This window comes from Mycoplasma pogonae, from assembly GCF_054170725.1.
The window spans coordinates 1-14,368 of the sequence record NZ_JBSWZS010000018.1; the positions used below are offsets into that span (position 1 = coordinate 1).

Consider the following 14,368-nt stretch of genomic DNA (forward strand, 5'->3'; position numbering starts at 1 on the left):
CAATTTTAGTTTCAATAGCTGTTTGATCAACGTTGATATCAATTGTTTTTGCTTCATTAATGAAGCTATCTTTAGCAGCTTGTGAAAGATGATTTAAGGCATTGATATTAGTATTTACTTGTCCTAATTTAGTATTAATTGCACTAAATTTAGTAGTTACAGCATCAAGTGCGGCTTTATAACCATATTTATTAATATTATCTAAATTTGTTGTGATATCAGTTCTGGTTGAATCTAATAAGTTAGTCAAACCATCAATAATTGTTTTGGTGTTAGCTAGATTATTATTTCCATCAAGAGCAGCTTTAGCAGCATCAGCTGAAGTAATTGCACCTTCTGATTCGGAACTATTAGTATCATCATATAAGTTTTTAATTAATTGTTCATTTAATTTTTCCAAAGCTAAATCATAATTATTTTTTTCTACCCCGCTTGCTAATTTATAATTTGGATCAGTTTTGAAATTTTTTAACTCGGTAATTTTAGCTGTTAAACGATTATGTAAATCTAAGGTTTTGCCTGCTTTAGTATCAATTGCATTAACTTCTGCTTTAGTATTGGTATCAACTTTATCTAAATCATCTAAAATAGCTTTTTTAGTATTATCATTTAATGGGGTGTAGATTCCGCCTGCATTATTCACTTTGTCTTTAACTTTGGTTTTATCGTCATTAACTTGGGTTAAACCATTTAATGAGTTTAAAGCATCTTCAATTTTAGTGATTGATGCTTCAATAGCTGTTAAAGTTGTTCCTGCTTTATATGTTTCAGTTGTTAATTCTAATAAATCTGTTTCAATATTAGCATAAGTTTTATCTTTTAAAACTGATTCTAATGCTTCTTGAACTTTTTGGTTTTGATCCCTTTTGTTTTCTAAAGTAGCTTCGGTATATTTAGGTTGCCTAAGTGCAGCCTTATATTTTGCAACTTCAGATTTTAGATTATCAAACTTGATATTAATTGCTTGTGCTTCATTAAATTTAGAATCAATTTCATTTTTAATACCAGATTCATTTTTAGTCAAATCAGTAATATTACTTAAACTAGTAATAAATTCGTTTTGAAGTTCTGAAGAAAAATGATTTAAATTTTTAATTGCTGCTTTTTTAGTTTCAATGTAACTATTAATATTAGTAAATTTAGTTACTAAATTATCTAATTTAGTTTTATTATCTATCTTGGTTAAATTTTTAAGTTCAAAAATGATTGCATTTTTTTTATTAGTTGCTAAATTTGATAATGCCTTAATATCTCTTTCTGCAATAGCGAGATTAGTATTACCATTTAAAGCAACATTTGCATCATCAACTAATTTAAAAATACTTGTAATATCTGCAGATGATTTATTAAATAAATTCTCACTATTTAATTTTGTTTCTAAATTTGTAATTTCATTGTCGAAAGTAGCTTTTAAGTTGTCATTAGCTACTTTGTAATTAGCATTATTTTTAACTAATTTCATTGCAGCAATTTTAGTTTTAATTGTTTGAGCATTTGTCATAGCTTGGTCGGCTTTTGCAACAACTTCTTGAAGTTTAGTATAAGAGTTTGCACGATTAGCTGCAGATTTAATAGCTTCTTTTGTAGCGGTATTTAGACTGTTTAAAGGATCTGAATCTAATTGCTTAATCAGATTCGCAATTTCACTATCTCCATTTAATTTAACATAAGCTTTATCAATATTACTAATTGCTGCTTTAATATCATCAACATTATTAGTTGATAATTTTTTAGTATCAATATTAAAACTATTAGTTAATGTTATGGCAGCAACATCATCCAGTACTTTTTTTAGTTCTGTAATTACTTCTTGATCGATATTTGCAATATTTTGAGTTACATCATGTTTTGGGTTAGTGATTTCGTTAGTGTATTTTTTTAATGCTGATTTTAATTTGATTAATTCATCATTTAATGAGGTATTTAATGTTGCGACATCAGCAATAACATTATTAATTGCAGTTTCCGCTGCAGATTCATCGATGGCCGCAATATTAATTTTACCTAAATCTTTAATTGCTTTAGCTTTAGTTTCTTTAACTAAATGCGGTAAAGCATCAATTGTAGCTTTAGCAGTTTCAATTTTATTGTTAATATTAGTAAATAATGTTTTTGCACTTTCTAAATCAGCTTTTGAAGTTGTTTTAGTTAAATCAACTAATTTTGTTTCTGCTTGAGTTTTTTGGTCATTATTTAAATGCTTTAATTCTTTTACTTCTTTAATAGCATTTTTTAAACTGTCATCACCATTTAATTTTGTTACAGCAATTGCTAGATTAAAATCATCTAAGTCCTTATTTGCACTAGCTCTTTTTGTATCATCAAATAAATTTTCTTTTAAATGATTTTCCAATTTTGTAATGATTTCATCAAATTCTTTTTGCTTTGCAGAATCCGATAATCTATAGTTTGCTTTAGTTTGTTTTTCTTTTAATTTTTCAATTCTTTGTTTAATTTTACCAATTGTTGATGCGGTATCACCAATTGTTTTATCTAACTTTTCTAGTTCTGTTAATGATGTTGAACTATTAATTTTATTTTTAAAATTAGTTACATCATCCTTAGGTAATTCGTTAAATTCTGCTGTACTATCCACTTTGCTAATTAAAATTGCTTTTTTATCTGAAATTTTTTTAGCTAAAACAGTTTCGCCATTCAATCCATCTTTAGCTTGCAGAATTTTTATCCCAACTTCTTCAACTTTAGTAGTTAAGCTATCTAATAATGATTCTGTATCTAATGAGGAATCACTATCATTTCCAATTTTTAAAGTATTAATTTTTTCTGTATTAGTTAATACTGAAGGTTTTGTAACTGTAGGAATAACAATTTCATTTAGGGCTGCATATACGGCATCATTTTGTGTATCTTTATTATTAGCCTCATCATATTTTGTTGTGCCAATTGTGCTAACATAATCATTAAATTTAGCTTCAACTTCAGTTTTATATTTTGTATTTAATGCTACAGCTTTGTTTTTAATATTATTAATTTTTGTTTCAAATGCAGTTTTATCTTCTGTTGCATTAGTTTTATCAAACGCTTTTAATGTATCAGAGATTTTCATGATTAATGCAGGTGATAAATTATTAAGTGCATCAATTTCTTTAATAGCATTGTTAACTAAAACATTTTTTTCAGCTTCTAAAGTTACTTTATTAATTTCTGCTTGTGCTTGTTCAGCCGTAAGATCACTTATATTAATTGCGCCTAATTTTGCTATTAAAGCAGTTTTTTCTGCAGTTTTTAAATCAGTGATTCCATCAATTTTTGTTTTTCCTGCTCCAAGCTTATTATCAATTTCTTTAAACAATGCTTCATTATTAGTTAAATCAGTTTTTGATTTAACCTTAGAAGCAGTTGTTAATTTAACTTTAGCTTGTTCTTTTTGGTCGGAACTTAAATTGTCTAGTTTATCTATTGCATCTCTAACAGCACCTAAATTATCATGACCATTTAAGACTAGTGAATCCGCTTCAGTTAGCGTTGCTTCAGCAGCATTTACTTTCGCTAAATCAAATAAGTCTTCTTTTAAATGATCTTTTAAATCATTTATCACTTTATCGTATTTAGCTTTTTTGTCGTCATCAGCTAAATTAAAATTTAGTGGTGTATCAGTTTTTTTATTTTCTAATTCATTAATTTTTTCATTAATTTTTTTAACAACTTCTTTAGCAGAAATAATTTTAGGTTCAAGCTCATCTAACTTATCTAAATCAGTTTGAGTTTTATCGCCAACAGCTGCAATTTTGGCTTTTATTGTATTTATAATAACTGGAGCTACTGAATTAAATTCTGAATTAGTTAATAAATAATTTAAAACTTTTTTCTTAGCTGCAATTTTATCAGCTAAAATTTTTGCTCCATCTAAGTTATTTTTAGCTGTTTCAGCATTTGAAGCTAAAGCATCTATTGAAGCTACAGTTTCATCGGCAATATTTTCATTTTCAACTTTATTTTTTAAAGTTGATAGAGCGGCATCAAAAGCATCTTTCAAAATTTCTGTAGCTAAGCTGTAATTTTCTTTTGTTTTTTCCGCTTCTAATTCGGTAATTTTAACTTTTCATTCATCAACCTTATTAGCTAAAGATTTAGCTTTAGTTTCAATTCGATTTAAAGCAGCAATATCAGAAGCAGCATCAATTTTTACACCAAAATCTGCAATTGTTGTTGCATTTAACTTATTAAATGGGTCAGTTTTTAATTTTGCTTTTAAATCTACTTTAGTTTTATTTAAATTATTTAAAGTAGTTGCTTCTGCTTTTATAGTATTAACTTTTGTTTCGAAATTAGTTAATGATTCACTTGCATCATTAATATCTAGAACATCTAATTTATCGGTTAATGTTTTTTTCTCATCATTTGATAAATTGCTATAGTTATTAATTTCTGTTTTGGCAGTATTTATTAAACCTTGTTTTTGATTTTTTAAGTTTTCTTCACCATTAAGTTTACCAATAGCTGTATTAATGGAATCTATTGCCGCTTGAACTTCAGCACCTGTAGTTGCTATAAGTTTTTTGCTATCAATAATTGTTGTATTGCTAATAGAGGTTAGTTTTGGCGAATCTAAAACTAAGTTTAAAGAATCAACAACAGCTTGATCTTGAGCAGAAAAATTAGTGGCTTTATCGTGTTTAACATAGCCGATTGTATCTGTATATTCTTTTAACTTAGCTTTTAAATCATTAAATTTATTGTTTGCTTCTTGTAGATCCGTTTTAATTTTATCAAGTACTGTTTTATTGGGTGTTTGGGTTTTATTACTTATTTTGGTTTTAGCTTCTATTTTTGTAGTATCACTAATATTAGATAAATTATTAATAGTATTTTCAGCTGCAGTTTTATTTTCTTTACCATTTAAAGTGTTTTTAGCATTATTGGCAGCCGTTGCTGTAGTCCCAAAATCAGATTTTGAAGTATCATTTCAAAAATTTGTTCCAGCAGAATTTTTTGCATTTTCTAATCTATTTTTTAAATTATTTAATTTTGTATCAAATTCTGTTTTTTTAGCATTATCTGCTAGTCGATAATCAACTTCTGATGTGCTTTCTGTTTTATATTTTTTAAGCTCTTGTAATGATGTTTTTGCATTAGTGTATTCTGTTCCTGTTGTATTAAGCTTTGCTTCGATTGAATCAAATTGTGAATCAGTAGATGCTTTATCAATTTCATCATTAATAGCTTTTAAAGTTGCTGCATTTCATTCATTGAATGGATCAGTACTTAATTTAGCTTTTAAAATATCTTTTTTATCAGAACCATCTAATTTATTGTATGCTTCTACAATACTTGTTTTTAATTTTTGAATTTTAATAGGATCCATTTCTGAATAACTATCATTTGTTTGGGCTGCTGCAAGTGCTGCATTAAAAGAATTTTTTATTGATTCAGATGAATTTATATATTTCATGCTTGTTTTTTTATTATTGTATTCAGTAAATGTGTTTTTTAGTTCAATCATAGCATTATCTAGATCGTTATTTTGCTTTTTAAATTCATTGACTTTTACTAAAAAACTTTCATTAATGTTGTTTTGTTGATCTGCATCATCTCCTTGTAACTTCCCTAATTGACTTGCCATTTTTGTTTTTAAAGCTGTTTTTTGTGCTGATGAAATATTTGATTTTGCATCAATTAAACTATCTAATTGCTTTTTAAAACCATTTAAATTATTTCAAGATTGAAAAAATTCACCCTTAATTTCTTGTAGCTTAGCCATATCAGTTATATTAAAATTAGGATTAGATCTATTAGCTAGCATGTCATTAATTTTTACCGCTTGATCTTTAAATTTATTTTTTAAATGCTCATCAGCATTAAAAAAGTTATTGTAGTATTCATTATCAGAATTATTAACTTTTGATTCAAAATCAGCATAATTAATACGTAAATCTTTCATGTCTAAATTTATTTGATTAATTCATGCGGATAAACTAGGAAAAATACTTGGTCTTATGTGTTCTGGAACTCAGTCAAAATATTCTTTTTGACCTTCTGTTAAAGAAGAAAAGTTTCTATCTATTCATTGCCTCTTAGTTTCATCTCTTCTTTTTTCATCATAAGCAGAAACAGAAATAGCAGAAACTATTAAGGGTGTAGTTGCTAAAACAAATAGAGAAGTTTTTTTAAGATTTTTATATTTTTTAATCATAAAATCCTTTCTTAAAAAATAAAATCATTTAAAAATATTGAAAAATAATACAAATAAAAAGTAATTTTAATATATATATATATATATAAAGGCATTAATGCATAAGTTTTAAAATACTTTTTATTTTGCAGAAAATTTTTAGTAAATTTAAACTTTTTTCTTTTTTAAAAATATAAAAAATATTCCTAGCTATAAAAAATATATTTAGGAATATTTAAATTGAAATCTTACTTACTTATCTTTTTTTGTTTTTACGAAGTTTCCCTAAAATAAATCAGAAAATACCGATCGGAATAATTGCTAATAACGAAAATAATCAATAAAGTTTATTATTTGTTGTCTCTTTAGGTTCGATTGGTGGAGTTTGTGGTTTAGTAACAATTTGTGGATTTTCGGGATTGGTTGGAGCGATTTTTGAATCATCTTCTGAATTAGGTTTACTTGAAATTTGTGCCATTTTTTTGGCTTCCAAAGTTGCGTTAACTAATCTAGTTTTTCAATCATTTTGATTTGGTTGAATTTTATTAATCATTTCTTCAAGATTTTGTTTATTAGTCGCTGATAAATTTTTATATTTATCTGTTGCAGAAATTTCCTTTAAAGTGTCAGCCTTAGCTTTTTCAACTTCCTGATTTCCATTTAACTCAGCAATTGCTGATTGAATTGCAGCTAAAGCAGCATCAACTTGAGTTGCATTAAGACCATGTTTAAAAGTATTGCTTGTTGTAACTTGGTTAACATCGCTAACCGGAGTTAACAAAATGCTATTAATTAAATTCACAATTTTTGCATCTTGAGTATCTTTATTAGTTGCTGCTGTAAAAGTTGGAGTTTGCTTAACTGATAAATAATTGTCAAGATCTTTTTTAAATTTAGCAAATCTGGAATTTAAATCAACGGCAGTTTCAACAATTTTATTAGAATTTGTAATATTTTCATTTTTTGTTTTTGATAAATCAATATTAGCTACATCTTCTTTTAATTTGTCTTTAGTTGTGTCATCTAAATTTGATAATTTATCGATTGTTTCTTTATTTAGTCCAATTGCTTTATTCATTTCTTCTAAATCTTTAACTCTTTGATTTAAATCATCTAGTGAATTGGTCGGTAAAGTATCACGCGCTTGGTCACGCTGTGGTTGAGGAATATGAGTAAAGCTATCAACTTTATTTTGAGCTGCTTGAAGATTTTCATCTCCATTTAAAGCAACAATAGCTGTTTCAGCCTCTGCTTTAATTGCCGCTGAATTAGTTTTTGCATCATCTGCTAGTAAGTTAGAATTTTTTAAATCTTTTACCCTCTCTAATACTGCATCTAGTGCTTGTTTCTGGGCTTCATCAGCAACTTTATAATCAATAGTTTGTTGCGCATCTTCAAGTTTTTTAATTGTTGCATCAATTTCTTTTAATGTATCAAGTGCTTCAGTAGCTTTGTCGTTAACTACATTAACTTCTGCTACAAAATTAGCATCAGTAACTCTATTGTTAATTGCTTCTTTAGTTGCATCACTAAGAGATTCAAACTCACCACCAGATAATGTTTTGTTATTAACTGCTGTTTTTGCGTTATTAAGATTTGTATTTCCATCTAATGCATCAAGAGCTTGTATAATTTTAGTCACTGCAGCTTCAATGTCTTGAGCAGTAGCTCCTACACTAACCCCACCCTGTAAATCTTCTGTTGGAGAAGGGGTTGTTTCATCTTCTAAAACAGAACTTGTTGCATTTTTAACAATTTCATCTTGTTGATCTTTGATTGTAGGTGTTGCATCTACGTATTTAGCATTTGCCATTTCAGCTTTGTAAGCATCATAGGCTGATTTTAAATCATTATATTTTTCATTTGCTTCAATAGCTTTTGTTTCAATTTTTGTTATTTCTTGTAATATGTTTGCTTCATCACTGGTGATATTAACAGCTTTTTTAGTTTGATCAATATAATCTTCTCTTGCATCTAACGAAATGTTATCTAAATCATTAATTTTTGTTTCAGCTTCAGCAATTTTAGTATTAATTGTGTTAAATTTATTAATTGTTGCATCAAGCGCTGCTTTATCATTGTATTTAGTAAGATTATCAAGATCATTTTGGATTTCAGTTATCGTTGATGGTAATAAATTACTTAATTTACCAATTTCAGTTTTTGTATTGACAAGATTTTCATTTCCATCTAAAGCTTCTTTAGTAGCACCTGCGTCTGTAATTGCTTTTTGAGCTTCGGCGCGAATTGTATCATCATACAATTTTTTAGTTAATTGATCTTTTAAATTTGTAAGCGCTGCATCAAAAGCTTGTTTTTCAGCTTCGCTAGCTAATTTATAATCTTTATCTTCTTTATAATTTTCTAACTCAGCAATTTTTGCTGCTAAAGCATTGTGAACATCTAAGGCTTGACTCGCTTTGGTATCAATTGCATTTATTTCAGCTTTAGTGTCATTGTCTGGTTTATTTAAGTCAGCTAAAATAGCATTTTTAGTATCATTATTTAATTTATTGTAAATTCCATCAGTATCATTAACTTTAGCTTTAACTTTGTCTTTTTCTTCTTCAACTTGCGATAACCCATTTAATGAAGCAAGAGCATCGTTAATTTTATTAATTGCTTGTTCCGCTGATGCTAAAGTTGTTCCGGCTTTATATGTTTCATTTGTCAATTCTTTTAAATCAGATTCAACATTTGAATAAGTTTTATTTTTTAATACTGATTCTAAAGCTGCTTTTACCTTATCATTTTGAGCGATTTTATTTTCAGCTGTAGCTTCAGTATATTTTGGTTCAGGGAAAATTGATTTATAACTTGCTACTACTATTTTTAATTCATCAAAATTAGCATTAATTGCTTGAGCTTCATCAAGCAAACTTTGAATTTTAGCTTCAGTTGAACTTTGCTCAGCCTCAACATCAATGTTAGCTATTTTTGTTTTAAACTCAGCTTGTAGTTCTGGAGATAAGTGATCTAATTTTTCAATTGCTGTATTTGCATCACCAATTTTTGTGTTAATTGCACTAAATTTTGCAACTATTTCATCTAATTTTGCTTTATTATCAATTTCATTTAAATTATTAATTTTAGAAATTATTGAATTGCGTTGGGTTGATTCTAGAATATTTCTTAATCCATTAACATCAGCTAGTGCTTTTGTTTTATTATCATCACCATCTAATGCAGTATGTGCATTTTTTAATGGTTCTAAAATTGATGTAATTTCAGCTGATGTTTTATTATAAAGATCTTCAGTAATTAATTTTGCTTCTAATTCTGATAATTTTGTATCAAATTCAGCTTGTTTAGCTGGTTCTGCTAATTTGTAATTAGGGGAACCTTTTGCAGCTTTCATATTATCAATTTCAGTTTTTATTGTTTCATTATCAGTTACCGCTTGATTAGCTTTTGCCACAACTCCTTGAAGTTGATCATAAGATGTTGCTCCGTTAGCCGCCACTCTAATAGCATCTTTTGTAGGTGTATTTAATCCAGATCATGGTAATTCATTTAATTTATCTGTTACTTTAGAAATTTCGGCATCACCATTTAATTTAGCAAAAGCTGCTTCAATGTTTGCGGTTGCTTGCTGAATGGCTGTAACATCATTGCTTGATAATTTTTTGCTATCAATATTAAAGCCGCTAGTTAGTGTTGTATCTGTTACATTTTCAAGTACTTTTTTCAGTTCAGTTAAAACATCTTGGTCAATGTTATTTATATTTTGAGTCACATCATGTTTTGGATTACTAATTTCATCGGTATATTTTTTTAATGCTGCTTTTAGTTTTGTTAATTCATTATCTAAAGAAGCATTTAAATTTGTCGCCTTAGTTACAACCTTATTAATTTCTGTTTCAGCTGATCCTGAATCAATATTTGTAACATCGATTTTACCTAAATCTTCAATTGCTTTATCTTTTGATACTTGATTTAAATGTGACAATCCATCAATGTCTTCTTTAGCTTTTTTAAGCTTATCATTAATATCAGAAAGTAAAGTTTCTGCTGTATCTAATTTAGCTTTTGTATTTATTTTTGATAAGTCACTTAGTTTTCTTGTAGCTTGATTTTTTTGATCATCATTAAAATATGATAATAAGCCTGAATTTGCTATAGCTGTTCTTAAATTATCATCTCCATTTAATGATGCTTCAGCTGTTACAATACTTGAATTATCTAAATCAGTTTGAGCGGCATTTTTCTTAATATTATCAAATAAATCTTGTTTTAAGTGATTTTCTAATTTTGCAATAATTGCATCATAATCTGATTGATTAGGTGTTGGATTAGATAATAAATAATTGGCTTCATTTTGTTTTGCTTTAAGCTGATCAATTCTTTCTCTAATTGAAGCAATTAATGGTTTAGCATCATCAACTCTTTTCTCAATATCACTAAGCGCGCTTAATGAAGTTGCATCATTAATTTCTTTTTTAATAGCATTTTTTACATCGTCAGGTAATTCATTGAATTCTAATGTACTATTAACTTTTTGTTCTAATTCTCGCTTCTTATCGGTAATTTTGGTAGCTAAAACAGTTTCACCATTCAAACCATTTTTAGCAGCTTCAATTTTAGCAGCAACTTCAGTAACTTTGGTAGATAAATTATTTAACAACATTTCTACATCTAATGAAGCATCAGTTCCAGAACCAATTTGTAATGCATTAACATTAGTTGTTTTTGTTAATGTTGCCGGTTTTGTTACTGTAGGACTTACAATTTCATTTAATGCAGCATACACGGCAGTATTCTGAGTATCTTTGTTGTCTGCTTCATCATATTTTGTTGTTCCGATTGTAGCAACATAATCATTAAATTTAGCAGCAATTTCACTAGTATATTTTGCATTTAAGGTTTCAGCTTTAGATACAAGATTGTCTAATTTTGCCTTAAATGCAGCTTCGGTTTCGCCTTCATTTGTTTTATCAGAACTATTTAATTTATCTTTGATTTTTTGAATTAAATATGGTGATAAATTAGTTAAGGCTTCAAGGTCTTTTATAGCTTTATTATACCAAGCTGTTTTTTTAGCTTCTCAAACAATTTCATTGATTTTATTTTGAGCTTGGGTATCCGTTAAATCACTAATGTTAATTTGACCTAATTTAGTTGTAAAAGCAGTTTTGTCTGCGCTAGGTAAATTATTGTTATCTATTCCAGAAATTAAAGTTTTTGCAGCCTCCATTTTGGCATCAATTCCTCTAAATAATGTTTCGGCATTATTTAAATCAGTGATTGAGCTAACCTTAGATAAATCTCTCATTTTTGTTTTTGCTTGTGTTTTTTGATCACCACTTAAATTAGATAAAGCATCAATTTTATCTTGAGCTGTTTTTAAATTGGTGTCACCATTTAGTAAATCTTTAGCAGAATTAGCTGCATCAACTAAATTAGAAAAACTAGAAGTTGGAGCATCTAAAATATTTTCATTTTTATCTTTTTCAGCTTCTAAAGCTTGAAAACTTGCAAGAAAATCATCATGCTCTTTTGTACTAGACAATTTGTAATTTTGTGAATCTAAAACTGGTTTTAAAGTATTATATGTGTCTTTTAAAGATTTAAATACAGTCGAAACATCAGCTGCTTTCGTGTCTAAATTATCTAATGTTGTTGTATCAGTTGCAGCATTAATTTGACGATTAATTTCTTCTAAAGTTTTTGCATTTAATTCAGTTAATGGTGAAATGGTTAATTTATCTCTAGATTCTTGTTTTCTTTTGTTTAGATTCCCGTCTAGATTATTTGTAGCTGTTGTTCCATTATTAATTAATGTAGTTAAGCTTGTTTCGTTTTCGTCATAAATATTATCAGTATTTACCTTAGATTCCAATGTAGCTAAAACGGCATCAAAAGCATCTTTTTTAGATTGCGATGCTAAAGTATAGTTTTCTTCCGCTTGAACTGCTTTCATTTCATTAATTTTAGATTTTAAATCATCAATTTTATTTGCTAATTTACTTGCATGAACTTCAATTGGATTTAATTCTGTTTTTGAAGTTGCAGCATCAATTTTAGTTTCTATTGCATTTATTGTTTCAGTATTTAATTTATTAAATGGGCTTGTTTTCAATTTATTTTTTAATTCATTTTTAGCTTTATTTAAATCATTTAAATTATCAGCATTTAACTTAATTGCATTAACTACATTTTTGAAAGTATCAGCGGTTTCACTTGAATTGTTTAAATCAAGTGCTTCTAATTGATCGATAAATACTTTTTTCTCATCAGCAAACAAGTAAGTTAAAGTATTATTTATATAGTTTTTTGCATTGTTTAAAACTTCTTCTTTTTCTCTTTTTAAAACTTCATTACCATTTAATTTACCAAGTGCTGCTTCTATAGAATTTATTGCAGATTGAACTTGATCTCCAGTTTTTGCAATAAGTTTTCTATCTTTAATTTCAGTGGAATTATTAATAGATGATAATTTAGGTGTATCTATAACTAAATTAAGTGCATCAATTACTTCATTATCAATTATTGCGTAATTTGGAGTTAGATCATGATGCAATCCACCAATTGTATCAGTATATTTTTTTAATTTTGCTTTAAGTTCATCGAATTTATCATTAGCAGCTTTAAGATTGCTTACTTTTGTATCTAAAGCATTTTTATCCGGTGTTTGTGTTGCGTTGCTAAAAGATGTTTCAACTTCCATTTTTGTAGTATCATCAATATTTGTTAAAACAATAATTTCATTAATTGCATTTGTTCTATTTGATATCCCGTTTAATTTACTTTTAGCAGTTTCTAATTCAGTAATGGTTGCTCCAAAGTCAGATTTTGTAGAATCATTTCAAATATCTGTTCCACTAGTATTTTTTGCATTATTAATTTTTGCTTTCAATTTTGCTAATTTTGTATCAAAATTTGATTTAAATTCTGTATTAGATAAACGGTAATTAACTCCATCAGTTCTATCTGTTTTATAATTATTTAATTCTGTAATTTTAGATTTGGCATTATTATATTCCCTACCCATAGTATCTAACTTAGATTCAATATTATCAAGCATAGTATCACTTGTAGCTGAATCAATTGCATTAATAATTGCAGTAATTGTTGCGGAATTTCATTCATTAAAAGGGGCTGTTGTTAATTTTCTTTTTAACAAATCTTTTTTAGCAAAACCATCAAGTGCTTCATATGTTCTAATAATGCTGGTTTTTAAATTATTTATATTTCTAACATTTAATTCAGTTGTCACATTTTTGGCATTTTCTAAGGCTATATCAAAAGCATCTTTTTTAGACAGAGTTGCTTTTACATACTTTGGTAAAACTTTTTTAGAATCATATTCAGAAATCGTCGCTTTTAATTGTGCCATTGCAGCTTCTAGATCATTTGCTAATTTTTCTTTTGCATCAATACTATTTTTGTAAGAAGAATTTACTTTATTATCATTTTCATTTATCTTAGCAGAATCTAAAGCATTAACTTGTTTTTTAAGTTCGATTTTTTGTTCAAATGTTAAATTTGCTTTTGCATCTATTTTAGAATTTAATTCCTTTGCAAAACCATCTAATGTATTTCATAGTTTCATAATTTTAGAACCAAAATTACTTATTAAATTGTGAACTGTAACACCACCCGTTAATACAAAATCGTCTATTATTTTTTTATAGTCATCAAATTCTTTCTTTTTTTCAGCACTAGCTTGTGTATAGTTTTTATTAATAGAATCATCACCCATTAATCTTGTTATTAAATTTTTAAGATCATGCAATCAATGCATTCTATTGTTTATTCCTTTAACAAAAAACTTGTTTTCATCTGTTTTTGGAAGATTTTGATCATTAATGTTTTTAATTTGTTGTGAGGTTATATAGGTAAAACGTTCGCTATTGATTCATTGTTCTCATGTTTGTCACTCATACATTATTCCAGTAGCAAAGTCAACAGGATATTCAGTTCCTGTACCATGTGGAAAAGAAGAAGTAATAAAAGAACCAGTTAAAGGTACAGTAGATAAAATAAATAATCCTGCACTTTTTAAAATTTTAGCTTTTGAATTTTTGTTTTTATTAGCTTTCATAATATAATTACTTTCTTAAAAATTAATTTTTGATGTTATTTTTATTTTAAATGTTGCAATTAAAAATATTTAAACAAACTTTAAGTAAAAAAATGTTCAAAAACAATATCAATAAGGTGTCTATTTTGTGTTATTTTAACATAAGCAAAAACAAAAAAAATTTATTTTCTTTTGCAAAAAAAAAAAAAAAA

At 27.2% G+C, this 14,368-nt stretch carries 2 protein-coding genes; both read right to left on the reverse strand.

Annotation, left to right across the window (positions count from 1 at the left end; translation table 4 throughout):
* The coding region (locus tag ACW95P_RS04705; RefSeq protein WP_457962108.1) for a hypothetical protein at positions 1-6,154 on the reverse strand (6,154 nt) is incomplete at its 3' end.
* A 235-nt stretch (positions 6,155-6,389) separates the two neighbouring features.
* A complete protein-coding gene (locus ACW95P_RS04710; protein WP_457962110.1) occupies positions 6,390-14,177 on the reverse strand; it encodes a hypothetical protein in 7,788 nt (2,595 codons plus the stop codon).
* Positions 14,178-14,368 lie beyond the last annotated feature (191 nt).